The sequence below is a fragment of the Streptomyces sp. NPDC044704 genome (assembly GCF_056433525.1).
Window position 1 is genome coordinate 100,175 of sequence record NZ_JBWKGY010000002.1, and the last position, 25,341, is coordinate 125,515.

Consider the following 25,341-nt stretch of genomic DNA (forward strand, 5'->3'; position numbering starts at 1 on the left):
GCCCTTGGGTGGCGGTCCGTCAGAAGCCGGGGCCGTCCTCGCGGTTGCCCGCCGTGGACAGGCGGCCCCAGAGCAGGTCGGTGAGGCCAGCCACCAGCTCGGCGCGCTCGCACGGGCGCTCGCCGAGCCACCAGTCCCCGGCGGCGTGCATCATGCCGACGATGCCGTGCCCCCAGATCCGGGCCATGCGTTCGCCGCCCGGGCCGAGGTCGACCCGTTCGCCGACCACCTGGGCCAGTTCCTCGCCGAGGCGGCGCAGCAGCGGGGCCGAGTGCAGGCCGACGTCGAAGCCCCGCTCGGGGCTCTGCGAGTCCTCGGCCGGGTGCATCAGGAAGCGGTAGACCTGCGGGCGGGCCTCGATCGCGGCGAGGTAGGTGTCGAGCGTGGCCTCGACCCGCCGGCGCCGCTCGGCGGGGGCGTCGAGCGCGGCCCGCAGCGAGTCGAGCAGTGCGTCGGTGTGCCGGACGGCGAGGGCCTGGTAGAGGCCCGCCTTGTCGCCGAAGTGCCGGTAGAGGATCGGCTTGGTGATGCCGGCCTCGGCCGCGATGGCGTTCATGGAGGCCTTGGGGCCGTCCCGGAGTACGACGCGGTCGGCCGCCTCGAGCAGCTCCCGCCGACGGCGGTCCGCCGCTCCCGGCTCGCCGGCCTGCTGAGTGGTCTGCATGACGTGTTTCTCTCCCCGCCCTTGCGATGTGCGTGACGCCCACGCAACGTAACACCCCGCACACCCTCGCGATCGAATCGGCGGCGCTTGACAGTGCTTACCGACCGGTAACAGACTGTGGCCCTTGTTCAGGTTACCGGCAGTAACTTCGCTGGGTGCCACGTGAGACAGCTGGAGGGGACATGGCGGAGTTCACCATGGAGCTCAACGACGACCAGAAGCAGGTGCGCGACTGGATCCACGGCTTCGCCGCCGACGTGATCCGCCCCGCCGCCGCCGAATGGGACGAGCGCGAAGAGACTCCGTGGCCCGTCATCCAGGAGGCGGCCAAGGTCGGCATCTACTCCCTGGACTTCTACGCCCAGCAGTTCTTCGACCCGACCGGCCTCGGCATCCCGATGGCGATGGAGGAGCTCTTCTGGGGCGACGCCGGCATCGCCCTGTCCATCGTCGGCACCGGCCTGGCCGCCATCGGAGTCGTCGCCAACGGCACCGAGGAACAGATCGGCACCTGGATCCCCCAGATGTACGGGACCCCCGACGACGTCAAGGTCGCCGCCTTCTGCTCCTCGGAGCCGGACGCCGGCTCCGACGTCGGCGCGATGCGCACCCGCGCCGTGTACGACCAGGCCAAGGACGAGTGGGTGCTGAACGGCACCAAGACCTGGGCCACCAACGGCGGCATCGCCAACGTGCACATCGTGGTGGCCGTGGTCGACCCCGAGCTCGGGACCAAGGGCCACGCCTCCTTCATCGTGCCGCCCGGCACCCCGGGACTCTCGCAGGGGCAGAAGTTCAAGAAGCACGGCATCCGCGCCTCCCACACCGCGGAAGTCGTCCTGGAGGACTGCCGCGTACCCGGCTCCTGCCTGCTCGGCGGCAAGGACAAGCTCGACGAGCGCCTCGCGCGGGCCCGCGAGCGGGCGGCGGCGGGCGGCGGCGAGCGGGTGAAGAACGCCGCCATGGCCACCTTCGAGGCGTCCCGGCCCGCGGTCGGCGCGATGGCCGTGGGCACGGCGCGCGCGGCCTACGAGGTCGCCCTCGACTACGCGAAGACCCGCACCCAGTTCGGGCGCCCGATCATCGACAACCAGGGCGTCGCCTTCCAGCTCGCCGACATGCGCACGCAGATCGACGCGGCCCGGCTGCTGGTGTGGCGGGCCTCGTGGATGGCGGTCGCGGGCCGGCCGTTCACCTCGGCGGAGGGCTCGATGTCCAAGCTGTTCGCGAGCGAGGTGGCCAAGAAGGTCACCGCGCAGGCCGTCCAGATCCTCGGCGGCAACGGTTTCACCCGGGAGTACCCGGTGGAGCGGATGCACCGCGACAGCGCGATCTACACCATCTTCGAGGGGACCAGCGAGATCCAGCGGCTGGTGATCGCGCGGACCCTCTCGGGCATGCCCATCCGCTAGTGCCGTGGCCGGGAAGGTTTGCCGGGTCGCGGCGTCCGGTGCGGTGCATCTCAAGGCGGAGGGCCACGGCTCGTACCGGACGTACCTCCGTGGTCCGACAACGCGGAGAGGTGCCGTGCCGGGCGTCGCGACCCGGTGGACCTTTCCGGTCACGGCACTAGGACCGCGGTCACGGCGCCAGGGAGCGTGCGTGCCGGGACCCGCCGGGCAGGCGGGACCTCGACGACACGACCCGGCCGCGAGCGCCCCCGGTTCGACCCGGGTCAGGGGGCGAGGAGGCGGGTCAGGGCGCGGGTGAACAGGAGGCGGCCGGCGGCGGCGGTCACGGGGTCGAGGAGGCGGGGGACGCCGCGCGGGCGGAGGTCCTCGCGCCAGTGCACCTCCGTGCCCCCGGAGGGCAGCGGCCGCACTTCGATCTCCGCCCATCCCGTCACCGCCCGGCCCCGCTTCTCCAGGCGGACCAGCCCGGCGGACGGGGCTGCGGGAGGGGCCGCCGGAGGCTGCCAGAGGACGACTTCCATCATGTCGTCGAACGTGACCCTTCCCACTCCCGTGCGCGCCGTGAACCGCGTTCCGACGTGCGTCGGAGGCTCCGTCTCGATGATCGTCCGGGTCAGCGGGACCTGTGCGCCGTGCCGTTCCCAGTCCGTGAGCCTGCGCCACACCTCGGCGGGCGGGAGCGGACTGCGGCGAATGATCCGGATAGCGGGCATGAGCGCATGGTAAGCGGGCATACACACCCTGAACTGGACCGCGAATATGGGTTCCGTCCGGGGGCGGCGATCAGTAATACTCACCGCCACCGTGGATCGCGGATTCGACCGGGTGACCACCGGCCCTCCCGCCCCACTCTGCGAGGAGGTGCGCCAATGTGCTCCCACCAGCCCCCCTGCCCGCCCGCCGACAGCGCCGATCACGACGCTGCCCGCACCGTGGCCTCCCACCCCGAACAGGGCTGGAGCCTGCTCTGCAACGGCGTCGTGGTGTTCGACGACACAGGTGAACTGCTCCCCGAAGGCCGGACGGTGGAACCCCGTCGGCCGGCCCTGGTCTGACCGAGGAGGCAGCGTGCGCCAGCAGCTGATCCGCAAGCCCGTCCCCAAGCCCGCCCCCCGAGACCTGGACCTGCGTACCCCGTCGGGCAGACCCCTCCCGTACTGACGGGAGCCCCGGAGTCACGCCGTCCACCGGCTGCCGGTCAGCCGGTGGACGCAGCCGCGCCGCCGAGGAACGCGGTCTCGTACGCCGCGTCGCCGATCGCCGCGCGGGCCTGCCGCTCGCCCTGGTCCCGCAGGGCCGTGAGCGAGGGCGAGCCGCCCATCTGCGGCCTGCCCACCGTGCGCCACCAGGCGTGCCCCGTACCGAGTAGCCGTGCGGCCAGTTCCCCGTCGCCGAGGGCCGCCACGGCCGCCGCGAGCACGTCCAGGCCCAGCGCGATGCCGAAGCGGTCGCCCAGCAGCCGTTTGCCGGACAGCATCGCCCGTACGTAGCGGGCCGCCTCGCCGTGGTGGCCGAGCCCGAGCGCCGACACGGCCAGGATGTAGTCCGCGTAGGCGCGCAGCCACCGCTCGCCGAGCTCCGCGCACGCCTCCCGCAGCCCGCGCGCCTCCTCCGCGGCCTCCTCGAAGCGCCCGAGGTCGCACAGCGCGTAGCCGGTGGCCAGCCGGCACAGCAGCCACCCCGCCCCGCTGGTCCGCCCGCCGTGGCCGGCCCGCGCCCGGGGGCCGGCCAGCGCGAGCGCCGTCCGCGGGTCGCCCGGCATCAGGACCGACACCGCCCGCAGGTAGGCGGCGCGCAGTTCCTGTTCCGGGTCGGCCAGCGCGGCCGCCGCGCGGGTGCACCGGGCGCCGACGTCCTGGGCGGCGCCCATGTCGCCCTGGAGCAGGGCCGTCAGCCCGAGCGCCCACAGGGCCTGGACGTGGCCCGCCCCGCCGGGCGGGGTCTCGGCCAGGGCCCGCTCCAGGAACCCCCGGCCCTCGTGGACGTGCCCGCACGCGAACCAGAAGAACCACAGGGCCCCGGCCATCTCCAGGGCGGCCCCGGGGTCCGTGCCGAGGAGGTGTTCCAGGGCGGTGCGCAGCTGGGCGTGCTCGGCGGTCATCCTGCGGTACCAGTCCACCTGGGCGGGCCCCAGCCAGCCCAGGTCGGCGGCCTCGGCGAGGGCCGCGTACCAGTGGGCGTGCCGGTCCGCGACGGTGCGTACCTCGTCCAGTTCGGCCAGCCAGTCGTGGCCGAACTCGCGGATGGTGTCCAGCATCCGGTAGCGGGCTCCGGCTCCCCGCTCCTCGGAGCGCCGTACGACGGACTTCGCGACCAGGCCCTCCAGGACGCGCTCCACCCGGGAAGCGGCCAACGGGCCGCCGGAGCACACAGACCGGGCGGCGGCCACGTCGAAGTCCCCGGTGAACACCGACAGCCGGGCCCACAGCAGCCGTTCCACGGGCTCGCACAGCTCGTGGCTCCAGCCGATGGCGGTGCGCATGGTCTGGTGGCGGGGCAGCAGCGGGGCGCGGGTGTCGGCGAGGACGTCGAACCGGGCTCCGAGCCGTTGCGCCACCTGTTCCAGCGACCACAACCGCATCCGGGCCCCCGCGAGTTCGAGGGCGAGCGGGATCCCGTCCAGGCGCCGGCACACCTCGGCGGCGATCGCGGTCCGGCCGGCGTCGGCGAAGACCTCGGCGGCCTGCGGGGTGGCGGTGAGGGCGCGGGCCCGGAAGAGGGCGAGGGCGTCGCTGTCGGGGCCGTCGCAGGGCAGCGGGCGCACGTCGACGACGGTTTCGCCGGGGGAGCCCAGCCGCTCCCGCGAGGTGGCCAGCACCGTCAGGCCGGGGGCGGACTGGAGGAGTTCGGCGGCCAGGTGGCGGACTTCGGCGACCAGGTGCTCGCAGGTGTCGAGGACGAGCAGGAGTTCCTTGTCGGCCATCCAGGCGCACAGTTCCTCGTCGAGGGAGTGGGCGGAATGGTCGGCGAGACCGATGGCGTGGGCGACGGTCGTCGTGAGCAGGGCGGGGTCGCGCAGGGGGGAGAGCTCCACCCACCAGACGCCGTCGGCCCGGGCCTGCCGGCGGTCGGCGGCCGCCCGCAGGGCGAGGCGGGACTTGCCGACGCCGCCCACCCCGGTCAGGGTGACCAGCCTGCGCCGGCGCAACAGTGCGCCGAGAGAGGTGAGTTCACCCTCCCGGCCGACGAAGCTCGCCGTCTCCGGCGGCAGGTTTCCCGGCACGGCGCCAGAGTCTGGCGCAGGGCCGCCGCCTGCGGAGTCTGCCTGATTGTCGTTGACCGAGTACTCACCGAACACGGATGTATTGTGCGCGATCTTCTTTCGTGGCAGGGCCGTTCGGGTCAGATCGGTGGCCGGAAGGCGGCCGCCGCGTCAGCCGGCGAGGACGACGCGCTGCTCCGGCGAGAAGGCGCCCCAGTTGCCGTCGGGCAGCCGGGCCCGCAGTTTCAGCGTCCAGGCCGTACCGGCGGGCTCGGTCGCGGTGAGGCGGTGCGCGGCCGGGCCGCCGGGCCGGGCGCCCGCGCCGAACTGGATGACGGTGACGGGCCGTCCGTTGACGTAGAGCTCGTACTCGGTGGTCGCGCGGCCGGTGTCCGGGGCGGTCCAGGCCAGGTCGACGATGCCGGGAGAGGCGGTCGCGGTGAAGGCGCCGGGGGCGGTGCCGGGGCCCTGCGCCGGGTCCGGCGGGGTGGTCACGGCGACGGCCGGCCCGTCGGGGGAGGAGTTGTCGGCGCCGTCCCGGGCGCGGACGGTGAAGACGTACGCGGTGCCGGGCTGGAGTCCGTCGAGGGTGGTGGAGGTCTCGCCGGGGCCGACGGTGTGGATCCGGACTCCGCCCTGGTAGACGTCGTACGCGGTCACGCCGGTGTCGTCGGCGGCCGCGGTCCAGCCCAGCCCGACCGTACGGGGGCCCCGGGCGCCGCCCGTCGCCGCGGGCGGCGCGGAGGGCGGCTGCCGGTCCTCGGCCCGGGCGGCCGGGGTGGTGGTGCGCGCGGCCGCGCTCAGGGCGGAGCGGTTTCCGGCGGCGTCGCGCGCCCGGACGCTGAAGTCGTAGGGCGTCTGCGGGGCGAGGCCGGTGACGTCGACCATCGTCTTGTCGGCGGGGAGGTCCCGGACCAGCTGTCCGGCCTGGAACACCTGGTACCCGGTCACGCCGTCGGCGGGCGCGGCCGCCTCCCACATCACGTGCACGGAGGTGGCGCTGCCGGCCTGGGCGGTGAGACCGGAGGGGGCGGGCGGGGGCTCGGTGTCGGCGCTCGTGCAGCCGGCCAGGGCCGCGAGGGCCAGGCAGAGGGCGAGCGCCGCCGGGAGGGGGCGCGGCGGGGCGGTGCGTCGCACGGGGGCGCTTCCTCCGGATCCTCGTCGTCGTCCTCGTAAAGGTCTAGACATATATGGCACGTGCGGCGGGGCCCGGGCAAGCCCCCTGAGGCCGGAACCCGCCGGTCTGGCAAGGGATTTGCCTGGCCTTGAGGGGGTCGGAGGCGCTGTGCCGTCTGTGATCCGATTCGGCTTCTTCTGATCCCGTCTGGCATTATTGCGATCTCTTTGCAATAACAGATGATCGCGAACAGGGATGTGCACAGCATGACGGCCCGGACAGCACGGGGAGCCGCCGCGGCGACGCTCGCCGCCGTACTCATCACGGGCGTGGCGGCCTGTTCGAATCCGACGGGCGGAGCCGGGGCCTCCGCCTCGGGAGCCGACTCCGCGGTCGTCGGCATCGCGACCGAGCCGGAGACCCTCAGCCCGCTGCTGGGCTACGGCAAGGACGGCAACTCCAAGATCTTCGACGGCCTGCTCACCCACGACGCCGACATGAAGCTGAAGCCCGCGCTGGCCGAGGCCCTGCCGGAGGTCTCCGCCGACGGCCGCACGTACACGTACAAGCTGCGCCAGGGCGTGAAGTTCAGCGACGGGGCGCCCTTCGGCGCCAAGGACGTGGTCTTCACCTACAAGAAGATCCTCGACCCGGCGACGAACAACGCCTCGAAGAGCGAGCTGGACGCCGTCGAGAACGTCACCGCGCAGGGCGAGGACCGGGTCGTCTTCACCCTGAAGTACCCCTACGCGCCGTTCGCCGAGCGGACCGTCCTGCCCATCGCGCCCGAGCACATCGCCGGCAAGCAGGACGTCAACAGCGGCGACTTCACCACCAAGCCCGTCGGCACCGGCCCCTACCTCCTCACCGGCTGGTCCAAGGGCGAGAAGATCAGCTTCAAGGCCAACCCCTCCTACTGGGGCGGCGAGCCCGCGGTGAAGAAGTTCACCATGGCGATCGTCAAGGACGACGACGTCCGCGCCACCCGGCTGCGCTCCGGCGAACTGGACGCGGCGATCCTGCCCCCGAACCTCGCCCGCGGCTTCGAGAAGGACAAGGCCCGCACCACCTACGCGGCCAAGACCTTCGACTACCGCAACGTGACCCTCCCGACGCACCACAAGGTCACCGGTGACGTGGCGGTCCGGCAGGCGCTGGACATCGCCGTCGACCGGAAGACCATGGTCGACAAGCTCCTGGAGGGCGCCGGCAAGGCAGCCTACGGCCCGGTCCCGGTCGGCAGCCCCTGGTTCACCGCCGGCACCGAGCGCGCGTACGACCTCGACCGGGCGAAGAAGATCCTCGACGACGCCGGCTGGAAGGCCGGGGCGGACGGCGTCCGCGTCAAGGACGGGGTCCGCGCCTCCTTCCCGCTCTGGTACACCTCCGGCGACAAGATCCGCCAGGACCACGCCCTGGCCTTCGCCTCCGACGCCAAGAAGGCCGGCATCGAGGTCAAGACCGAGGCCGGGACCTGGGAGGTCATCGAGCCCCGGATGAAGACCGACGCCGTCCTCGCGGGCGGCGGCTCCCCGGCCGACCCGGACTTCGACCAGTACCTGCTGCTGACCTCCTCCCTCGGCGGCGACGGGTTCAACAACATGGCGTGGTACGACAACCCCGCCGTCGACCGGGCCCTCGTCGACGGCCGCGAGAGCGGCGATCCGGCCGTCCGCAAGGCCGCCTACGACACCGTGCAGCGCGAACTCGTGAAGAACCCGGGCTACGTCTTCCTCACCCACATCGACCACCTGTACGTCGTCAACGACAAGTGGGACGGACCCGCCACCCAGGTCGAACCGCACGACCACGGCCTCGGCTCCGGCCCCTGGTGGAACGTGGAGACCTGGAAGCCGAAGCAGAAGTGAGCCGACGCACGTGACCAGCCCGCTCCGCCTTCCCTGGGGGCCGATGGCACGCATGACGGGGCGGCGGATCCTCTTCGCCGCCCCGGTCCTGCTCGTCGTCACCTTCGGGGTCTTCGCCGTCGCCGCACTGTCCCCGTTCGACCCCGTCAAGGCCTACGCCGGCACCGCCGGGCTCACCGCCCCGCAGGCCGAACTCGACCAGCTGCGGACCAACCTCGGCGTCGACCAGCCGCTCGTGACCCGCTGGTGGGACTGGCTCGCCTCGGCCCTCACCGGGGACCTCGGCACCTCCTCCGTCATGCGCCAGCCCGTCGCCGACGTGATCGCCGAGCGGGTGGGCTGGTCCGCCCTGCTCGCCTCCTGCGCCTTCGCCGTGGCCGTCCTGCTGGGCGCCGGACTCGGCGTGCTCGCCGCCCGCCGCCAGGGCGGCCTCCTGGACCGCGGCGTGTCCGCCCTCGCCTACACCCTGGAGGCGGCCCCCGCCTTCTGGCTGGGACTGCTGGCCATCTGGTTCTTCTCCGTACGCCTGGGTGTCCTGCCCTCCGGCGGACTCACGGACGCCGCCAGCGACACGGTCACCTTCGGGCAGGTCGCCTCCCACCTCGTACTGCCCGCCCTGGTGCTCGGCATCTCCCAGCTGCCCTGGTTCTTCCTGTACGTCCGCCAGGGCGTGGCCGACGCGCTGGAGGAGGACCCCGTACGCGGGGCCCGCGCCCGGGGCACGGCCGAACGCCGGGTCCTGCTGGGCCACGGACTGCGCTCCGGCATGCTCCCGATGCTCACCCTCATCGGCTCACGGGTCCCCGAACTGATCACCGGCGCCCTGCTCGTGGAGACCGTGTTCAGCTGGCCCGGCATCGCCGCCGCCACCGTCCAGGCCGCCACCTCGGTCGACTTCCCGCTGCTCGCCGCGCTCACCGTACTGGCCACCGCGGCCGTCCTGGCCGGCAACCTGCTGTCCGACCTGTTGTACGGACTCGCCGACCCGAGGGTGGGCTTCGATGGCTGAACCGGCGCTCACCTGGAAGTCCCGCGGTACGGACCGGCGTTCCACCCGGACCCTGCGCGTGCGCGTCTGCGCCGCCGTCGCCGCCCTGACCGTCCTCGCCGTCCTGCTGGTACCCCCGCTGGCGCAGCTGGACCAGCAGGCCGTCGACCTCTCGGCGAGGCTGCTCCCGCCGTCCTGGGAACACCCCTTCGGCACCGACGACGTCGGCCGGGACCTGCTCCTGCGCTGCGTCTACGGGCTCCGCGTCTCCCTGCTGGTCGGACTGGTCGCCGCCCTGGTCGCCACCGTCATCGGCACGGCGGTCGGCGCCGCGGCCGGGGCGCTGGGCGGCTGGACCGACCGCCTCGTCATGCGGGCCGTCGACACCCTGTCGTCGATACCCCACCTCCTGCTCGGCGTCTTCATCGTGGCCCTGTTCCGGCCCGGGGTGTGGCCGGTCGTGGTCTCGGTGGCCCTGACCCACTGGCTGTCCACGGCCCGGATCGTGCGCGCCGAGGTCCTCTCACTGCGCGGCCGCCCGTACGTGGACGCCGCCGTCTCCGGCGGAGCCTCCAGGTGGCGGGTCGCCGTCCGGCACCTGGTACCGGGCGTGCTCCCACAGGCCGGACTCGCCGCGGTGCTCATGATCCCGCACGCCATGTGGCACGAGTCGGCCCTGTCCTTCCTCGGCCTCGGCCTGCCGTCCCACCAGGCCAGCCTCGGCAACCTCGTCCAGACGGCCCGCGGTTCGCTGCTCGCCGGGGACTGGTGGCCCACGCTCTTCCCCGGCCTGCTGCTGATCGTCCCCACGCTGGCCGTCGCCGGCCTCGCGGGCGCCTGGCGCGACCGGCTGAACCCCCGACGCCGCTCGGAGCTGACCCTGTGACCACGACCCCGCCCGCCGGGACCGTCCTCGCCGTGGACCGGCTCTCGGTCCGCTTCCGGATGCGCGCCGGCCGCCACGTCGAGGCCGTCACCGACGCCACCTTCCGGCTGGGACCGGGCGCCTGCCTGGCCCTCGTCGGCGAGAGCGGCTGCGGCAAGTCCGTCCTCGCCTCCGCCCTGCTCGGCCTGCTCCCCGGCAACGCCGAGACCGCCGGCTCCGCCCGGCTCGCCGACGGCCTCGACCTGCTGGCCGCCGACGAGGCCACCCTCGCCCGGACCGTGCGGGGCCGCCGGATCGGCCTCGTACCGCAGAGCCCCGCCGCCCACCTCACCCCCGTCCGCACCGTCCGCTCCCACCTGGAGGAGACCGTCCGGGAACTCACCGGCACGGACGGGAAGGGCCCGCGCGGGGCCCGCCGGCGCCGTGCGGAACTGCGGGCCGCCGCCGAGGCGGCCGCCGCCCGGGCCGCCTTCCCCGCGAGCCACCTCGACCGCTACCCGCACGAACTCTCCGGCGGCCTCGCCCAGCGCGCCGCCACCGCACTCGCCCTCGTCGGGGACGCCCCCCTGCTCCTCGCGGACGAGCCGACCACCGGCCTCGACCGGGACCTCGTCCACCGCACCGTCGACGAACTGCGGGCCCACACCCGGGACGCCGGCCGCGCCCTGCTGATGATCACCCACGACCTCGCGGCCGCCCAGCGGATCGCCGACACCGTCGCCGTCATGTACGCCGGACGGATCGTGGAGACCGCCCCCGCCGAGGCTTTCTTCGGCGCACCGGGCCCCCGCCACCCCTACGCCCGCGGCCTGCTCGACGCCCTCCCCGAACGGGCCTTCACCCCCATCCCCGGCGCCCCGCCCGAACTCGGCGACCTCCCGCCCGGCTGCGCCTTCGCCGCCCGCTGCCCCCTCGCCGACGCCACCTGCCGGGCCGCCCGGCCCCCGTTCGCCGAAGGGGTGGCCTGCCACCATGCTTGAGCTCGCCGGGATCACCGCCGGATACGACCGCCGCAGCCCCGTCGTGCGCGACGCGAACCTCGCCCTGCACCCCGGCGAGGCCCTCGGGCTGCTCGGGCCCAGCGGCTGCGGCAAGTCCACGCTGGCCCGGGTCGCCGCCCTGCTGCACCGGCCCGACCGGGGGACCGTCACCCTCGGCGGCCGCACCGTGACGGGCTTCCGGCACCGGGCCCCGCGCTCCCTGCGCACCGAAGTCGGCGTCGTCTTCCAGCAGCCCCGCCTGTCGGCCGACCCCCGCCTGCGGCTGCGCGACCTCGTCGCCGAACCGCTCCGCGCGACGGGCCGTCGTACGGAGGCGGACGCGCGGGTCGCCGAGCTCGCCGACCGGGTCGGCCTGGGCGCGGACCTCCTCGCCCGGCGCCCCCACGAGGTCAGCGACGGCCAGCTGCAACGCGCCTGCGTGGCGAGGGCGTTGGTGCTGCGCCCGCGCTGGCTCGTGTGCGACGAGATGACCGCGATGCTGGACGCCTCCACCACGGCCGCCCTCGTCGCCGTCGTCGAGGAGTACCGGGCCGAATCCGGCGCCGGGCTCCTCGCCGTCGGCCACGATCCGGTGCTGCTCGGCCGCTGGTGCGACCGCACGGCCAACTGGAGCGACATCACCGGACATTGATCGACTTGTTGCGCCTTCGTGAATCATCCGGCGCATCCATGGACTCCTCGGGCGGCGCGATCTAGCGTCTGGCGGCGGCGCGATGTCAGACGCAATGTCAACAAGACCGAAGACGAAGGAGGATGTCCGGATGTTCCGAAGAGCGCTGAACTGCGCTGTGGTCCCCGCCCTCGCCGCACTGACGGTGATGTACGGGATCTCCCCGGCCCAGGCCGAAGAGATCCCCAAGGCGCCCGGCCACCGCCTGGTCAGCCAGTACGACGGCAGCCCCGCCACCGCCGTCCCGCTGCCCGGCGAAGCCCCGCCGCAGCACCCCTTCCTCGCGCCCAACGGCCGCAGCGGCATGCACTCCGACGCCGCGGGCAGCGCCACCTCCCCGTGGGCCGGACCGCTCGGCAGGAACCCGCAGGTCACCAGCGAGAAGATCGCCGCCCTCGGCGGCGAGTGCGCCACCGCCACCTTCGACGCGGGCGGCCGCCTGGTCACCGTCTGCGGCACCTTCTCCGGCTTCAAGGTCAAGCTCCTGGAGCCCCGTACGCTCGCCACGCTCGCGGAGTACCAGCTCCCGCAGCGTTCTTCGACGGTCGAGGCGATCACCTCGCTCGACTTCGCGAAGATCTTCAAGGACACCTCGGGCGGCGCCTACTTCTACCTGGACAACCAGGACCGGGCCGTGCTGGCCGACTCCCGCCAGCACATCCTGCGCCTCTCCCACTCCCAGAACCCGGACGGGACCTGGAAGTTCACGGTCGACAACGACTGGGACCTCACCGGCCAGGTTCCGCACGACTGCGTGACCTGGACCAACCTGTGGCCCAGCGGCACCTGCGACCCCGTCACCTCCGTGATGCCCGACTGGAACGGCCGCATCTGGTGGGTCACCCGCCAGGGCCGCGTCGGCACCGTGGACCCGGCGACCTCGGTGATCCGCTCCGTCCGGCTCACCGGCGAGGAGATCCAGAACTCCTTCTCGGTCGCCGAGGACGGGGTCTCCATCGTCACCGACCACGCCCTGTACAGCTTCCGCGCCGGCGCCGACGGCACCCCCGTGGCGCAGTGGCGCCAGACGTACGACCGCGGGACCGGGACCAAGCCCGGCTCCGTGAACCAGGGTTCGGGCACCACCCCGGACCTGTTCGGCAACGGGTACGTCGCCATCACCGACAACTCCGACGACCGGATGAACGTCCTGGTCTACCGGCGGGGCGTCGACGTCCCCGCGGACCAGCGCCTGGTCTGCAAGGTGCCCGTCTTCGGCTCCGGCGCCTCGACCACCGACAACTCCCTGATCACCTGGGGCAACAGCATCGTCGTCGAGAACAACTACGGCTACGAGAACCCCACCTCGCTGCTCCTCGGCAAGTCGGTCGTCGGCGGCGTCAGCCGCATCGACGTCCGCCCCGACGGAAGCGGCTGCGACACGGTCTGGGAGAGCGCCGTCCGCGCTCCCTCCGTGGTCCCCAAGCTCTCCACCGCGAACGGGCTGCTCTACTTCTACGAGAAGGAGCCCAACTCCTGGGGCATCGACGCCTGGTACCTCACCGCGGTGGACTTCCGCACCGGTGAGCGCCGCTGGCGGCAGCTGACCGGTACCGGCCCGCTGTACGACAACAACTGGGCGCCGATCACCCTCGGCCCCGACGGCACCGCCTACGTCGGCGTGTTCAACGGCATCGTCGCCGTCCGCGACGGCGGCTGACCGTACGCCAGGCCCCCGCCCGACCGGCGGGGGCTCAGCGCGGTCCGTCCCCGGGCCGCCACAGCGGATGCTCCCGTTCGGCCCACCACCGGCCGACGGAGCCGGTGCGCAGGCCGCGCCGGGCCTCCGGATCGCCGAGCGCCCGGCCGATGTGCCCGGCCACCACGATCCCGACCGCCAACGCCAGCCAGTCGTGGACGAAGGTGGCGCCCGTGCGCACGGCGAGCGGCGCGAGCCCGGTGAACCACATCAGCAGTCCGGTGCCCAGCATCACCAGGACGGCCCCGGCCAGCCAGGCCGCGTACAGCTTCTGCCCGGCGTTGAACTTCCCGGCGGGCCGCGGCCCCCGGCGGCGCAGCGCGGACCGCAGCCAGACCCGGTCGTGCGGACCGAACCGGTTCAGGAAGCGCAGGTCGGTGCGGAAGGCCCGGGAGGCCAGCGCCGCCAGGAACGGGACGGGCAGGAGCAGCCCCGACCATTCGTGGACGGTGACGACCAGGTGCCGGCGCCCGACGAGCTCCGCGAGCGGCGGCAGGTACAGGCAGCCGGCGGAGACCAGGCACACCCCCATGAGAGCGGCCGTGGCCCGATGGGTCCAGCGCTGGGCGCGGCCGAAGCGGCGTACGCGGGGCGGCAGGACGGCGGTTTCAGACGGTGGGGGCATCGTCGCGTCCGTTCGACTTGCCGACCCAGGCGTCGACGTCGTAGCCGAGCTCCTCCCAGTAGCCGGGCTCCACGTCACGGGTCACGGTGATCGAGGAGAGCCACTTCGCGGACTTGTAGAAGTACATCGGCGCCACGTACAGCCGGACCGGGCCGCCGTGGCGGTGGCTCAGCGGCCGGTCCTGCATCCGCAGGGCCACCATCACGTCCTCGCGCCGGGCCTGGGAGAGGGTGAGGCTTTCCGTGTACGTCCCGTCGAAGCAGCCGAAACGGATGGCCCGCGCCCCGGGCAGCACCCCGGCGGCGTCGAGGAGCCGCCACACCGGCACGCCCTCGAAGGGGGTGGCGGGCACCCGCCAGCCGGTGACGCACTGGACGTCGCGGACCACCCGCGCCTGCGGCATCCCGCGCAGTTCGTCGAGGCCGTACGAGGCCGGCCGCTCGACCAGACCGTCGACGGTGAGCCGGTAGTCGGCCGGGCCGCGTTCGGGGACGGAGGACGCCACCGAGTAGTACCGGAACCCGCCCCCGTTCGGCAGCAGCCCGGTCAGCCCCGTCGGATCCCGGCCCGCGGCGGCGCCGAGCCCGGCCTCGGCCGCTCGGCGCAGCCAGGGGGAGGCCGCCAGCCCCAGGGCGCCGAGCCCGGCCATGGCGAGGACCAGCCGGCGCCCGACCGGGGTGCCGTGCCCGTCGGGGTCCTCCGGCTGTCCGGTGTCCCTGTCCGTGTCGCTGTCCGTGCTCGTGCTCATGCGGGGATTCGACCACCGCCGCGGCCTCCGGCGCCAGGGGGCCGGGCCGCTCGTCAGACTTCCGTCACATCCGCGGCCGGGGTTCCGACCCCGCGCAGGCCCCGGCCCGGCCGGCGGCGCTACACCGCCGACTCCAGTTCCCGTTCCCGGTTCTCCTCCCGCTCCTTACCGCGGTCGGGGGCGGGGGAGGGGGGAGCGTCGGCGAGACTGGCCTCCAGTTCGTCCAGTGCGATCCGGGCCGCCACGATCCGCTCCCGCACCTCCCCGGCCGGGTCGCCCGTGCCGTCCGCGCGCTCCCGCGCCCGCTTGTCCTCCGCCTCCATCTCGCGGGCTTCGTCGAGGGAGTTGAGCACCACCCCGATGAGGACGTTGACCAGGACGAACGAGGCGAGCAGCGCGTAGGAGGCGTAGTAGATGATGCTGAACCGGGAGATCTGGAGCCCGGCCCGGACGGCGTCGGTCAGGCCGTCGAGGGTGGTGAGGAGGAAGAGGGTGAGGGAGGCCCGCCCGATCGAGCCGTAGTGCTGCGGGTCCGACTCCGCGAAGCAGACCCAGCCGACCATGGCGTACACGTACAGCACCAGCGCGCCGACGAACAGGAAACTGGCGGTACCCGGCAGGCTCCTGCCGACCGCGATCAGCAGGATGCGCAGGTGGGGCAGGAAGCGGGCGGTGCGGAGCACCCGGGCGAGGCGCAACAGCCGCAGCACGGTGGTGTTCTCGCGCAGCAGCGGCACGAACGCCGAGGCGACCACCAGCAGGTCGAAGACGTTCCAGGGGTCGCGGAAGAATGCTTTCGGCCGGTCGGTGAACGAACCGATGCGCAGGAGCATCTCCAGGGTGAACAGGGCGAGGCAGCACTCCTCCGCGATGCCCAGTGCCTGTCGGTGCGTCCGGGCGAGCCCGCTGTAGGTCTCGGCCCCCATGAGCGCCGCGTTCAGCAGGATCACGACGAAGACGGTCATCCCGAACGTCGGGTCCTCGGTGATCCGCCGGCAACGGGCGGCCAGTTTCCTGCGACCGCGTCCGGCCGGCATCGCGTCCGTCATTTCGCTCCTCGTACTTCCATCGGCAGCAGACCGGACCGGCTCGGTGCGCGGGCGCGCACGCCGGTCCGAACCGTCTAACGCCGTACGGACGAACGGGTTTCAGACGGTACGCCACCCGGAAGCGCGCGGTGCCCGGTCCGTGGCGCGGACCGGGCACCGCCGCGGTGTTCCACCGCGTGGCGTATCGATTCCTCAGACGGCCACGGCCTCCGGGCGGGGTTCCGTCCGGCCTCTGTCGGCGCGGGCCGCGATCAGGCCGTCGAGGGCGAGGGCGCCCGGCCCCGTGAACACCAGCAGGAGGAACGCCCAGCAGAACATGGCGGAGGCCTCGCCGCCGTTCTCCAGGGGCCACAGCGCCTTCGACTGGTGCACGACGAAGTACGCGTAGGCCATCGAGCCGGCCGCCGCGAACGCGGCCGAACGGGTGCCGAGGCCCAGCAGGACGAGGGTGCCGGCGACGAGCTGGATCACGGCGGCGTACCAGCCGGGCCAGGTGCCGGCGGCGACCGTTCCGCCGCCGTGGGCGCCGCCCAGGACGCCGAAGAGGGAGGCCGCGCCGTGACAGGCGAAGAGCAGCCCGGTGACGATCCGGAAGAGCGAGACGGCGTAGGGCTGGGCGGTGTTGAGGCGGTCCGGCATGGGGGGCTCCTTCGGTGGGGACGGGGTCCGAGGCGCGTGCCTGCGACCAGGGCCGCGGCGAGCCATAGGTTAGGTAGGCCTAACTTGTATGGCAAGTTCAGGAATCGGCCACTCGGAGCACGGTTCGCGCCACTAAACGGAAGGAGGGAGCTGACGACGCCGACGACCAGCATCCGGCGGGTCCCGGGGTGGGGCGGCAGGGCGGCGACCGCTCGGGCCCCGGCCCGGGAGCGGTACAGGGGTCCGCCGGCGGGCAGGGGGCGCCCGGTTCGACGGCGCAGGAGCCGACGTCCGCGTCGAGGCGCAGGCCGAGGACCTCGTTGCGGCAACCGCCGGCGCGGCCCTCGTGGCGTACCGCCTGGGCGGTGGTGAAGGCGAGCGCGACGCGTCCCCTTCGGGGATCGGGGCCGTGGGCTCCGGCCCGCACGCGCCCGGTCAGCTCGTCGACGCCGCACGACGGGGTCCGGCCGAGCCGTACCCCTTCTTCTGGCTCGCCGGCGGCCCCGGAGTCATCCGCCGCTACGGAGGCCCCGATGACCACGGCGTCCCCGGCCCGCTGGGTGGACCTCGGCGGGCGCCTGCTGCGCGCCGCCGATCATGGGCCGGCACCGTACGGCCCTCGGGTCGCCCGGGCCTCGGCGTCAGACCCGCCCCGACCGGAAGCCGGCCGGCGGCGGGCCGCCGCGGCGCGGGAAGGAGCGGGGAGGGAGGGGCGGGAGGGAGGTCAGGAACGCTGGTCGCGCTGGGCCTTCTCCGCCTTCTCCGCCTTCTTCTCCTTGATGCGGACGGTCTCCTTGCGGACCTCGGCCTGGGTGGCGCGCTCCTTCTGCAGCCACTCGGGGTTCTCCTGCTTCACGGCCTCGATCTGCTCCGTGGTCAGGGCCTCGGTGACTCCGCCGCGCGCGAGACCGGCGATGGAGACGCCGAGCTTCGCCGCGACCACGGGGCGGGGGTGCGGACCGTTGCGCCGCAGCTCGACCAGCCACGCGGGCGGATCGGCCTGGAGGGTGTTCAGCTCGGTGCGCGAGACCACACCCTCCTGGAACTCGGCGGGGGTGGCTTCGAGGTACACACCCAGCTTCTTCGCCGCGGTCGCGGGCTTCATCGTCTGGGTGCTCTGGTGCGACGTCATGGGGTCAAGGGTATCGAGCGTGTGCGCTACCTCCGACCACGACCGGTAACCTGGCGGGGTGACAGGCTCGGAAACATCCCCTTCGTTCCGGCTCGCCTATGTCCCGGGAGTGACGCCCACCAAGTGGGTGCGGATCTGGAACGAGCGGCTGCCCGACGTCCCCCTGACCCTCGTCGGAGTGCCCGCCGCCGAAGCGTTCGACCTGCTGCGCGGCAGCGGAGCCGACGCGGGCTTCGTGCGGCTGCCCGTCGACCGGACCGACCTCAGCGCGATCCCGCTGTACACCGAGACGACCGTGGTCGTGATCCCCAAGGACCACCTGGTGGCCTCGGCGGAAGAGGTGTCGACCGGGGACCTCGCCGACGAGATCGTGCTCCACCCCCTCGACGACGTCCTCGGCTGGGAGACCCTGCCCGGGAAGCCCGCCTTCGAGCGCCCCGAGACCACGGCGGACGCCATCGAGCTGGTCGCCGCCGGCATCGGAGTCCTCGTCGTCCCCCAGTCCCTGGCCCGCCTGCACCACCGCAAGGACCTCACCTACCGGACGGTGTCGGACGCCCCGGAGTCGCGGATCGCCCTGTCCTGGCCGGAGGAGAAGACCACCGACCTGGTCGAGGAGTTCATCGGCATCGTCCGCGGCCGGACGGTGAACAGCACGCGGGGCCGCCCGCCGACGCCGCCGCAGCCCAAGCAGCGCAAGCGCCCCGACGCGAGCGGCGGCCAGCGCAAGGGCGCCGCGGGCAAGGCCGCCGGGAAGTCGGGCGGCAAGCAGGCCGGCAAGAACCCGCGGGGCGGTTCCGCCGCCCCCAAGGCCGCCGCCAAGCGCGGCAAGCCGCGCCGCAAGCCGTAGACCGCAGGTACGCACGCACGCCGATGGCCGGCACCCCGTACGGGGCGCCGGCCATCGGCGGTTCCGTCAGTGGCGGCCCTTGGACTTCTTCATCGCGTCCGTCGCCTTCGCGACCATCTCCTCGGCCTTGCCGCTCATCCGCTCGGCACTGCCCTCGGCCTCCATGCGGTGGTCGTCCATCGCGCTGCCCGCGGATTCCTTGATCTTGCCCTTGACCTGCTTGGCCTTCGCCTTTGCCTTGCCCATGACGGGGTCGTTCCTTCCTGGGGGGACGTTGCATGCCCACCATGCGTCCGGCCCGCACCCCCCGCAATCCGTGGCGGCGCGGGGCCCGCAGGAGCACCCGGGTACCGGCCCCCGCGTTGCGCGGAGGCCACCCGGCGGGCAGGGTCTATGGGGCGGTTCCCTCCCGAGGAAGGGCGGACCATGAGCATCGCCACCGTGAACCCCACGACCGGCAAGACGCTGCGGACCTTCGACCCGCTGGACGCCGAAGGCATCGAAAGCCGCCTCGCCGAAGCGGCCCGCACGGCCGCCTCCTACCGGCGCACCACCTTCGCCGAACGGTCCGCGCTGCTGTCCCGCGCGGCGGACCTGCTGGAGGAGGACGCCGAGGCCGTCGCCCGCACCATGACCACCGAGATGGGCAAACCGCTGGCGGCGGCCCGGGCCGAGGCCGCCAAGTGCGTCAAGGCGATGCGCTGGTACGCCGGGCACGCCGAGGGCCTCCTCGCCGACGAGCGGCCCGCCGAGGCCGACGTGCGCGACGCCGGCGCCTCGGCCGTCCGGGTCCTGTACCGGCCCATCGGAGTGGTCCTGGCCGTCATGCCCTGGAACTTCCCCCTCTGGCAGGTCGTACGGTTCGCCGCGCCCGCCCTGATGGCGGGCAACGTGGGCCTGCTCAAACACGCCTCGAACGTGCCCCAGACCGCCCTCTACCTCGGCGACCTCTTCCACCGGGCGGGCTTCCCCCGCGGCTGCTTCCAGACCCTGCTCATCGGCTCGGGGGCCGTGGAGGCCGTGCTGCGCGACCCGCGGGTGGCCGCGGCCACCCTGACCGGCAGCGAGCCCGCCGGGCGCGCGGTCGCCGCCGCGGCCGGTGACGAGGTCAAGAAGACCGTCCTGGAACTCGGCGGCAGCGACCCGTACGTCGTCATGCCGTCGGCGGACGTCGCCCGGGCCGCCCGTACCGCCGTGACCGCCCGCGTGCAGAACAACGGCCAGTCCTGCATCGCCGCCAAACGGTTCATCGTCCACGCCGACGTCTACGACGCGTTCGCCCGGCAGTTCACGGAGGGCATGCGCGCCCTGACCGTCGGCGACCCGATGCTGGACGGCACCGACGTCGGGCCGCTGGCCACCGAGAGCGGCCGCCGGGACGTGGAGGAACTCGTCGACGACGCCGTGCGCCGCGGCGCGGACGTCCTGTGCGGCGGCCGCCGCCCGCCCGGGCACGAGGACGGCTGGTTCTACGAGCCGACCGTCCTGGCCGGCGTCACCCCGGAGATGCGGATCGACCTGGAGGAGACGTTCGGGCCCGTCGCCACCCTCTACCGGGTGGGCAGCCTCGACGAGGCCGTCGAGCGCGCCAACCACACCCCCTTCGGGCTCAGCTCGAACGTCTGGACCCGCGACGACGCCGACCTGGAACGCTTCGTGCGCGACCTGGAGGCCGGCGGGATCTTCGTCAACGGCATGACCGCCTCCCACCCCGCCCTGCCCTTCGGCGGCGTCAAGCGGTCCGGGTACGGGCGTGAACTGTCCGGCCACGGCATCCGCGAGTTCTGCAACATCACCACCGTCTGGCGGGCGGCGGAGCCCGACGGGCACTGACCCGCGGGCACGGCGAGTGCGGGGGCGGCGCGCGGGTAGGCGCCGCCCGAGTCCGGTCCTTCGGCACAGGCGAGGAGATCCCGTGGACGTTCCGACCGTGGGGGTCGAGGAGGAGTACCTCCTCGTCGACCGGGGCAGCAGGTCGCCCGTGAACCGGGCACCGCGGGTGATCGCCGCGGCGGCCCGTGAGCTCGGCGAGCTGGTGCAGAGCGAGTTCTACCAGGCCCAGGTGGAGGTCTGTACGCGGCCGGCCACCGAGACCGCGGACCTGCGCGGGCAGCTGTCGCTGCTCCGGGAGACGGCCGCGCGCGCCGCCCGCGCCGAGGACTGCCTGCTGGTCGCCTCGGGCGTACCGGTGATCGCACCGCGCGAGGCCCTGAGGGTGACGGACGACGAACGGTACCGGCGCATGGCCCGCCGCTCGGAGCACCTCCTCGACGGGTTCACCGCCGTCTGCGGCTGCCACATCCACGTCGGCACCCTGGACCGCGCCCGGGCCCTCGCCCTGGCGGCCCACATGCGGCCCTGGCTGCCGGTGCTCCAGTCCCTGACCGGCAACTCGCCGTTCATGGCCGGCCGGGACACCGGGCACGACAGCTGGCGGTCGGTCGCCTTCGCCTGCTGGCCCACGGTGGGGCCGCCGCCCGTCGTCGACGAACGCCACTACCTGGCCCACGTCGACGGCCTGATCGCCGCCGGGGTGCTGCTCGACCGCCGGATGCTCTACTGGTACGCCCGCCCCTCCGAGCACGTGCCGACGCTGGAGATCCGCGTCTCCGACGTCAACGCCGACCTCGACACCGTGATCCTGACCGCCGCCCTCGTACGGGGCCTGGCGGCCGTCCTCCTACAGGACGTGGACGCCGGGGCGCCGCCCCCGTCCGCGCCCCCGCACCGGCTGTGGGCCGCACACGCCCTCGCGGCGCGGTACGGCATCGACGGCCCCGGCGCCGACGCATGCAGCGGCCGGGAGCTGCCCGCGCAGCTGCTCGTGGAGCGGCTCCTGGACCGGGCCGCGCCCGGGCTGGCGGCCGCCGGGGACCTCGGTACGGCGCGGACCCTGTGGGAGAGGCTGCGGCGCCGGGGCACCGGCGCGAGCCGCCAGCGGGCCGTCCTCGCCCGCACGGGCAGCCTCGCCGCCGTCGTCGACGGCCTCGCCGTGTCTCCGGCGGACGTACCGCTGCCCTGCTGAGCAGTCCGCAGCGGCCGACCCCGTGCCATGCTCGAAGCATGAAGAGCGATCCCGCGCTTCCCGGCGACGGCGCCGCCCCCGAGGTCCTGGCCCTGGCCAGGGTCGTGGCGAAGCTGCGGGCCGAGGTCGAGGGCATGGAAGGGATCGCCTCGACGACGGCCGTGCTGGAACGGGCCAAGGGCGTGCTGATGGCCCAGGCCGGCGTCACGGCCGACGCCGCGTACGACATGCTGCTGCGCCGTGCGGCCCGGCGCCGGCGGACGCTGATGGAGGAGTGCTGGATCACCCTCGGCGGACTGCGCCCGCGCCCGGGCGCCGCGACCCCGCCGCGGCCCGGCGCCGGGCAACCGGAACGGGCCCCGGCGGAACCGGGCCCGTCGGAGTTCAGCTCCCGGCGCTACCTCGCCCCGCCGGCCCGCGCCGCCGGGGAACGGCGCTCCCTGCTCGCCCGGCTCGCCGACGGCCTCGCGGGGGTGCGCGGCGCCGACGAGGTCGCCGGGCTGCTGCGGACCGTCCTCGGCGGCCCCGAGGACGTGGCCGCCGTGATGATCTACACCCTCGCCCCGTCCGGGGGCCTGGAGCTGGCCGGACACGCCGGGATCGGACCGGCCCTGGCCGAGCAGTGGCGGCACGTTCCGCCGCTCAGCGGGGTCGCCGCCATGGTCGCCCTCGCGGGCCGCGAGCCGGTCTGGCTGGAGGACCCGGAGCGCGACGCCCAGCGCTACCAGCTCATCGGCGACCCGCCCGAACGCTGGCCGTCGCGCGCCTGGATCCCGGTGTTCGCGGAGGGACCCGCCACGACGGCGGTCGGCTTCTTCCGGACGGGCCGGGGCCCCTTCACCGCCGACAGCCGGCTCCTGCTGCGGCGGGCGGCCCGGATGTGCGCGGGCCCGCTGCGCGACCTGAGCCGCCCCGGCGCCGCCGACCCGGCCGGGGAGGCGGACGTGGCCGCCGTGCAGCGGATCCTCGACGCACTCGCCGGAGCGGCGATACTCCTCACCCCGATCCGCTCGGACACCGGGGACGTCGAGGACTACCGGATCGACGCGGCGGCCCCCGCGTCGGTGGACGTGGCCGGGCGCCGCGGCAAGGAGCTCGTCGGCCGCAGCCTCCTGGAGACCTACCCCACGGTCGCCGGCACCGACCTGTGGGACGGGTACCTGGACACCCTGACCACGGGGACCGACTACGACGGGCCGTCCTTCACCTACCAGGAGGTGAGCGCCGGAGTCCCGCGCGAATCCTCGTACGCGGTCCGGGCCACCCGGCTCGGAGACCGCCTGGTCGTGTCCTGGACCAGCCACGACACCAGCGACCGCGAGGCCCGCAGGCTGGCCGACACGCAGCGGCTGGGCAACCTCGGCTGGGCGGACTGGGACCTGGTCACGAACACCGTCAACTGGTCCGAGCAGGTCTACGTCATCTTCGGCCGCGACCCCGCGGAGGGGCCGATGCCGCTGGAGGAACTACCGCTGCACCTGGTACCGGACGACCTGCCGCGCCTCGGCGGGGCCGTCCGACGGCTGCTCGGCGAGGGCCAGGCCGTCGACCAGCACTTCCGCATCACCACCAGCGGCGGGGTACGGCACCTGCGGATCGTCGCGGAGGCCGGCACCGACGCGTCCGGCACCCCGGTCGAGGTGCACGGCTTCTTCCAGGACCTCACCGCCCAGCGGGACGCCGAACTCGCCCTGCGCGAGAGCGAACGGGCCGTCCTCGTCCAGCGCGGCATGCTCCAGGCCGAGCGGATCCTCGCCGCCCGCCTCCAGCACGCGCTGCTGCCCCTTCCCGAGCAGTCCCTGGAGCTGGCCGGCCTGTGCGTCGACGTGGCCTACCTGCCCTCCGACAGCGGCGTGAACGTCGGCGGCGACTGGTACAGCGCCATCGGACTCCCGGACGAGAGCGCCCTCTTCGTCCTCGGGGACGTCGCCGGCCACGGCCTGGACGCCGTCGGCACCATGGCCCAGCTGCGCTTCACCGCCAAGGGCATGATCGTCACCGGGTCGGAGCTGCCCGACGCCCTGAGCCGGCTGAACAGCCTCCTCCTGCACACCGCCTCCGACACCCACGGAGCCACCGCCACCATGATCATGGGCCGTTACCGGCCCTGGGACCGCCGGCTGACCTGGGTCCGGGCCGGGCACCTGCCCCCCTTGCTGATCCGCGACGGCGAGGCCTGCTTCCTGCCCCAGCCCACCGGCGCCCTCCTCGGCGCCGATTTCGGCTCCTCCTACGAGCAGGCCTCCCTCGACCTGCGGCCCGACGACCACCTCCTGCTCTACACCGACGGGCTCGTCGAGGACCCGGGGGAGGACATCGAAGCCGGACTGGCCCGGCTCGCCGCCACGGCCCGCCGCCTCGTCGCCGAGGGCCGGGCCGAAACCCTCGCGCGCAGCCTGGCCGCGCTGCGTCCGGGGCGCCGCGACGACATCTGCGTCCTGGACATCCACGTCCCGGTCGGGGGCCCGGCGCAGGAACCCTGCGAGGATCCCGCCGCGGACGTCCCCGAATGACCCGGGCCCCCGAGGGTAGGCGGCCCGTACGTGGAGCCCCATGGAGGAGTCATGAGCAGAGCCGCCACCGACGACGGCCGCAGTGAGAGCCCCGAGGAACGCGCGGACCGGCAGTGGGAAGAGCTGGTCCAGGAGATCCGGGTCGCCCAGACCGGCGTGCAGATCCTGTTCGGCTTCCTGCTGACGGTGGTCTTCACCCCGCACTTCCAGGGCCTGCCGCAGACCGACAAGACGCTCTACATCGTCACCGTCGTCCTCGGCTCCCTCGCGACCGGCGCGCTGATCGCCCCCGTCGTCTTCCACCGCATCGTCACGGGCCGCCACATGAAGCCGCAGGCGGTCGCCTGGGCCTCCCGCCTCACCTTCGTCGGGCTCGTGCTGCTGCTCGCGACCCTGGTGGGCGCGCTCTTCCTGATACTGCGCGTGGCCACCCACGACGCCTTCGTGCCCTGGCTGGTGGCCGGGGTGGTCGCCTGGTTCCTGCTGTGCTGGTTCGCCCTGCCGATGTGGGCGCGCTTCCACCACTCCGACGGGAACTGACGGCCGCGCGCCCCTCAGGTCCCGTCGGGGGGCCGGGGGCCCACGAGGCCGGCGACGTGGTCCGTGATCACGTCGAGGATCTCCTTCGTGGCCGTCTCGTCGCCGAGCACCAGCACGCTGAGCGTCAGCCCGTCGGTCATGGCGGCCAGATAGCGGGCCAGCACCGGGACGGGCACGCGCAGTTCGAGGTCCATGTCCGCCCGCAGCTGCCCGATGAGCTCCTCGTACGTGTCGCAGTACAGCTCGTACTGCCGACGGGCCAGGTGCTCGAACCCGGGCTGGCGCAGCGCGTACTGGGTGAGCTCGTAGGTGAGCATGTGCTCGCCGGGCTGCGCGGACACGTGGTCCCAGTACGCCTGGAAACCCGCCCGTACCGTCTCGCGCAGCGTCGGCCGCGGCCGGATCGCCTGCTTCACCACGGTGACGTAGTGCGCGGTGATCGCCTCGATGACCGATTCCAGCAGCGCCTGCTTGGACTCGAAGCAGTAGTGGAAGACGCTCAGCGACACGCCCGCCTCGGCGGCGATGGACCGGGTCGTGGTCCGGGCGACGCCGTCCCGGGTCATCGCGCGGATCGCCGCCTCGGTGAGCTGGCGGCGCCGGTCGGCCGACGGCATCCGGGCCATGGGCGGTTCCTCTCGTCGGCTCTCGTTCCCTGTCGTGCGCAGGACGCCGGGGCCGGCCGGATCGGGTACTGATCCGGCCGGCCCCGG

At 73.8% G+C, this 25,341-nt stretch carries 24 protein-coding genes; 13 read left to right on the plus strand and 11 right to left on the minus strand.

From position 1 onward, the window contains the following. Positions 1-19: 19 nt before the first annotated feature. Positions 20-664, minus strand: coding sequence for a TetR/AcrR family transcriptional regulator (locus tag AC07B0_RS04820; RefSeq protein ID WP_469377687.1), 645 nt, complete (start codon positions 662-664; stop codon positions 20-22). A gap of 182 nt (positions 665-846) precedes the next feature. On the opposite strand from AC07B0_RS04820, the gene AC07B0_RS04825 reads away from it, so the two are divergent. Beyond that, positions 847-2,076, plus strand: coding sequence for an acyl-CoA dehydrogenase family protein (locus AC07B0_RS04825; RefSeq protein ID WP_467293597.1), 1,230 nt, complete (start codon positions 847-849; stop codon positions 2,074-2,076). A gap of 263 nt (positions 2,077-2,339) precedes the next feature. On the opposite strand, the gene AC07B0_RS04830 is transcribed toward AC07B0_RS04825, so the two are convergent. Beyond that, positions 2,340-2,789, minus strand: coding sequence for an SRPBCC family protein (locus tag AC07B0_RS04830; protein WP_478896776.1), 450 nt, complete (start codon positions 2,787-2,789; stop codon positions 2,340-2,342). A 156-nt stretch (positions 2,790-2,945) separates the two neighbouring features. Here AC07B0_RS04830 and AC07B0_RS04835 point away from each other — a divergent pair, with 156 nt between their 5' ends. After that, positions 2,946-3,131 (plus strand): DUF5999 family protein, encoded by a 186-nt coding sequence (locus AC07B0_RS04835; protein WP_356877810.1) that lies wholly within the window; start codon positions 2,946-2,948, stop codon positions 3,129-3,131. 143 nt (positions 3,132-3,274) lie between these two features. Here AC07B0_RS04835 and AC07B0_RS04840 read toward each other — a convergent pair whose 3' ends face one another. Further along, a complete protein-coding gene (locus tag AC07B0_RS04840; protein WP_478896778.1) occupies positions 3,275-5,299 on the minus strand; it encodes an ATP-binding protein in 2,025 nt (674 codons plus the stop codon). 150 nt (positions 5,300-5,449) lie between these two features. Further along, on the minus strand, positions 5,450-6,415 hold the full coding sequence (locus tag AC07B0_RS04845) for a fibronectin type III domain-containing protein (protein WP_467293604.1): 966 nt from the start codon (positions 6,413-6,415) through the stop codon (positions 5,450-5,452). 246 nt (positions 6,416-6,661) lie between these two features. Here AC07B0_RS04845 and AC07B0_RS04850 point away from each other — a divergent pair, with 246 nt between their 5' ends. The 6 genes from AC07B0_RS04850 (at position 6,662) to AC07B0_RS04875 (ending at position 13,468) form a co-directional block, all read left to right on the plus strand. Continuing rightward, positions 6,662-8,263, plus strand: a complete 1,602-nt coding sequence (locus tag AC07B0_RS04850; protein WP_469377680.1) for an ABC transporter substrate-binding protein — start codon at positions 6,662-6,664, stop codon at positions 8,261-8,263. Between the two features lie 43 nt (positions 8,264-8,306). Continuing rightward, positions 8,307-9,272 carry an ABC transporter permease gene (locus AC07B0_RS04855; RefSeq protein ID WP_356877814.1) on the plus strand — a complete coding sequence of 322 codons (966 nt, stop codon included), beginning with the start codon at positions 8,307-8,309 and terminating at the stop codon, positions 9,270-9,272. Beyond that, positions 9,265-10,137, plus strand: coding sequence for an ABC transporter permease (locus AC07B0_RS04860; RefSeq protein ID WP_469377678.1), 873 nt, complete (start codon positions 9,265-9,267; stop codon positions 10,135-10,137). The genes AC07B0_RS04855 and AC07B0_RS04860 overlap by 8 nt, the downstream gene beginning before the upstream one ends. Next, on the plus strand, positions 10,134-11,117 hold the full coding sequence (locus AC07B0_RS04865; protein ID WP_469377676.1) for an ABC transporter ATP-binding protein: 984 nt from the start codon (positions 10,134-10,136) through the stop codon (positions 11,115-11,117). Before AC07B0_RS04860 ends, AC07B0_RS04865 begins: the two co-directional genes overlap by 4 nt. Beyond that, positions 11,110-11,769, plus strand: a complete 660-nt coding sequence (locus AC07B0_RS04870; protein ID WP_356877816.1) for an ABC transporter ATP-binding protein — start codon at positions 11,110-11,112, stop codon at positions 11,767-11,769. The genes AC07B0_RS04865 and AC07B0_RS04870 overlap by 8 nt, the downstream gene beginning before the upstream one ends. Positions 11,770-11,899: 130 nt before the next feature. After that, the gene (locus AC07B0_RS04875) at positions 11,900-13,468 is read left to right on the plus strand and encodes a hypothetical protein (RefSeq protein ID WP_356877817.1); all 1,569 of its coding nucleotides are present in this window, start codon (positions 11,900-11,902) and stop codon (positions 13,466-13,468) included. A gap of 34 nt (positions 13,469-13,502) precedes the next feature. On the opposite strand, the gene AC07B0_RS04880 is transcribed toward AC07B0_RS04875, so the two are convergent. The 5 genes from AC07B0_RS04880 to AC07B0_RS04900 all read right to left on the minus strand — a co-directional run bounded on the left by AC07B0_RS04880 (position 13,503) and on the right by AC07B0_RS04900 (position 17,700). Beyond that, a complete protein-coding gene (locus tag AC07B0_RS04880; protein WP_478896781.1) occupies positions 13,503-14,132 on the minus strand; it encodes a cytochrome b/b6 domain-containing protein in 630 nt (209 codons plus the stop codon). Further along, the gene (locus AC07B0_RS04885; RefSeq protein WP_469377672.1) at positions 14,116-14,880 is read right to left on the minus strand and encodes a molybdopterin-dependent oxidoreductase; all 765 of its coding nucleotides are present in this window, start codon (positions 14,878-14,880) and stop codon (positions 14,116-14,118) included. The genes AC07B0_RS04880 and AC07B0_RS04885 overlap by 17 nt, the downstream gene beginning before the upstream one ends. 119 nt (positions 14,881-14,999) lie before the next feature. Beyond that, positions 15,000-15,929, minus strand: a complete 930-nt coding sequence (locus tag AC07B0_RS04890; protein ID WP_478866127.1) for an ion transporter — start codon at positions 15,927-15,929, stop codon at positions 15,000-15,002. Positions 15,930-16,121: 192 nt separating this feature from the next. Beyond that, the gene (locus tag AC07B0_RS04895) at positions 16,122-16,568 is read right to left on the minus strand and encodes a DoxX family protein (RefSeq protein ID WP_356877821.1); all 447 of its coding nucleotides are present in this window, start codon (positions 16,566-16,568) and stop codon (positions 16,122-16,124) included. 724 nt (positions 16,569-17,292) lie between these two features. Then, positions 17,293-17,700, minus strand: coding sequence for a DUF5997 family protein (locus tag AC07B0_RS04900; protein ID WP_356877822.1), 408 nt, complete (start codon positions 17,698-17,700; stop codon positions 17,293-17,295). Between the two features lie 58 nt (positions 17,701-17,758). Here AC07B0_RS04900 and AC07B0_RS04905 point away from each other — a divergent pair, with 58 nt between their 5' ends. Further along, the gene (locus AC07B0_RS04905) at positions 17,759-18,550 is read left to right on the plus strand and encodes a LysR family substrate-binding domain-containing protein (protein WP_356877823.1); all 792 of its coding nucleotides are present in this window, start codon (positions 17,759-17,761) and stop codon (positions 18,548-18,550) included. Between the two features lie 66 nt (positions 18,551-18,616). On the opposite strand, the gene AC07B0_RS04910 is transcribed toward AC07B0_RS04905, so the two are convergent. Further along, positions 18,617-18,796 (minus strand): CsbD family protein, encoded by a 180-nt coding sequence (locus tag AC07B0_RS04910; protein ID WP_356877824.1) that lies wholly within the window; start codon positions 18,794-18,796, stop codon positions 18,617-18,619. 180 nt (positions 18,797-18,976) lie between these two features. Between AC07B0_RS04910 and AC07B0_RS04915 the strand changes: the two genes are divergently transcribed. The 4 genes from AC07B0_RS04915 (at position 18,977) to AC07B0_RS04930 (ending at position 24,628) form a co-directional block, all read left to right on the plus strand. Next, complete coding sequence (locus AC07B0_RS04915; protein WP_478866129.1) at positions 18,977-20,383, plus strand: NADP-dependent succinic semialdehyde dehydrogenase; 1,407 nt, start codon at positions 18,977-18,979, stop codon at positions 20,381-20,383. Between the two features lie 82 nt (positions 20,384-20,465). Continuing rightward, entirely contained in the window at positions 20,466-21,575 is a 1,110-nt protein-coding gene (locus tag AC07B0_RS04920; protein WP_478896784.1) for a carboxylate-amine ligase, read from the plus strand. A 38-nt stretch (positions 21,576-21,613) separates the two neighbouring features. Further along, positions 21,614-24,088 carry a SpoIIE family protein phosphatase gene (locus AC07B0_RS04925; RefSeq protein ID WP_469377659.1) on the plus strand — a complete coding sequence of 825 codons (2,475 nt, stop codon included), beginning with the start codon at positions 21,614-21,616 and terminating at the stop codon, positions 24,086-24,088. Between the two features lie 51 nt (positions 24,089-24,139). After that, positions 24,140-24,628 (plus strand): DUF6328 family protein, encoded by a 489-nt coding sequence (locus AC07B0_RS04930; protein WP_356877828.1) that lies wholly within the window; start codon positions 24,140-24,142, stop codon positions 24,626-24,628. Between the two features lie 14 nt (positions 24,629-24,642). Here the strand turns inward: AC07B0_RS04930 and AC07B0_RS04935 are convergent, their stop codons facing one another. Next, positions 24,643-25,254 (minus strand): TetR/AcrR family transcriptional regulator, encoded by a 612-nt coding sequence (locus AC07B0_RS04935; RefSeq protein ID WP_467293630.1) that lies wholly within the window; start codon positions 25,252-25,254, stop codon positions 24,643-24,645. Positions 25,255-25,341: the final 87 nt, after the last annotated feature.

What these genes read in the sequence shown, in the direction of transcription:
- AC07B0_RS04820 (WP_469377687.1), bottom strand. Translation starts at nt 664, where the DNA reads ATGCAGACCACTCAGCAGGCCGGCGAGCCGGGAGCGGCGGACCGCCGT.
- AC07B0_RS04825 (WP_467293597.1), top strand. Translation starts at nt 847, where the DNA reads ATGGCGGAGTTCACCATGGAGCTCAACGACGACCAGAAGCAGGTGCGC.
- AC07B0_RS04830 (WP_478896776.1), bottom strand. Translation starts at nt 2,789, where the DNA reads ATGCCCGCTATCCGGATCATTCGCCGCAGTCCGCTCCCGCCCGCCGAG.
- AC07B0_RS04835 (WP_356877810.1), top strand. Translation starts at nt 2,946, where the DNA reads ATGTGCTCCCACCAGCCCCCCTGCCCGCCCGCCGACAGCGCCGATCAC.
- AC07B0_RS04850 (WP_469377680.1), top strand. Translation starts at nt 6,662, where the DNA reads ATGACGGCCCGGACAGCACGGGGAGCCGCCGCGGCGACGCTCGCCGCC.
- AC07B0_RS04855 (WP_356877814.1), top strand. Translation starts at nt 8,307, where the DNA reads ATGGCACGCATGACGGGGCGGCGGATCCTCTTCGCCGCCCCGGTCCTG.
- AC07B0_RS04860 (WP_469377678.1), top strand. Translation starts at nt 9,265, where the DNA reads ATGGCTGAACCGGCGCTCACCTGGAAGTCCCGCGGTACGGACCGGCGT.
- AC07B0_RS04870 (WP_356877816.1), top strand. Translation starts at nt 11,110, where the DNA reads ATGCTTGAGCTCGCCGGGATCACCGCCGGATACGACCGCCGCAGCCCC.
- AC07B0_RS04875 (WP_356877817.1), top strand. Translation starts at nt 11,900, where the DNA reads ATGTTCCGAAGAGCGCTGAACTGCGCTGTGGTCCCCGCCCTCGCCGCA.
- AC07B0_RS04880 (WP_478896781.1), bottom strand. Translation starts at nt 14,132, where the DNA reads ATGCCCCCACCGTCTGAAACCGCCGTCCTGCCGCCCCGCGTACGCCGC.
- AC07B0_RS04885 (WP_469377672.1), bottom strand. Translation starts at nt 14,880, where the DNA reads ATGAGCACGAGCACGGACAGCGACACGGACAGGGACACCGGACAGCCG.
- AC07B0_RS04890 (WP_478866127.1), bottom strand. Translation starts at nt 15,929, where the DNA reads ATGACGGACGCGATGCCGGCCGGACGCGGTCGCAGGAAACTGGCCGCC.
- AC07B0_RS04895 (WP_356877821.1), bottom strand. Translation starts at nt 16,568, where the DNA reads ATGCCGGACCGCCTCAACACCGCCCAGCCCTACGCCGTCTCGCTCTTC.
- AC07B0_RS04900 (WP_356877822.1), bottom strand. Translation starts at nt 17,700, where the DNA reads ATGACGTCGCACCAGAGCACCCAGACGATGAAGCCCGCGACCGCGGCG.
- AC07B0_RS04910 (WP_356877824.1), bottom strand. Translation starts at nt 18,796, where the DNA reads ATGGGCAAGGCAAAGGCGAAGGCCAAGCAGGTCAAGGGCAAGATCAAG.
- AC07B0_RS04915 (WP_478866129.1), top strand. Translation starts at nt 18,977, where the DNA reads ATGAGCATCGCCACCGTGAACCCCACGACCGGCAAGACGCTGCGGACC.
- AC07B0_RS04925 (WP_469377659.1), top strand. Translation starts at nt 21,614, where the DNA reads ATGAAGAGCGATCCCGCGCTTCCCGGCGACGGCGCCGCCCCCGAGGTC.
- AC07B0_RS04930 (WP_356877828.1), top strand. Translation starts at nt 24,140, where the DNA reads ATGAGCAGAGCCGCCACCGACGACGGCCGCAGTGAGAGCCCCGAGGAA.
- AC07B0_RS04935 (WP_467293630.1), bottom strand. Translation starts at nt 25,254, where the DNA reads ATGGCCCGGATGCCGTCGGCCGACCGGCGCCGCCAGCTCACCGAGGCG.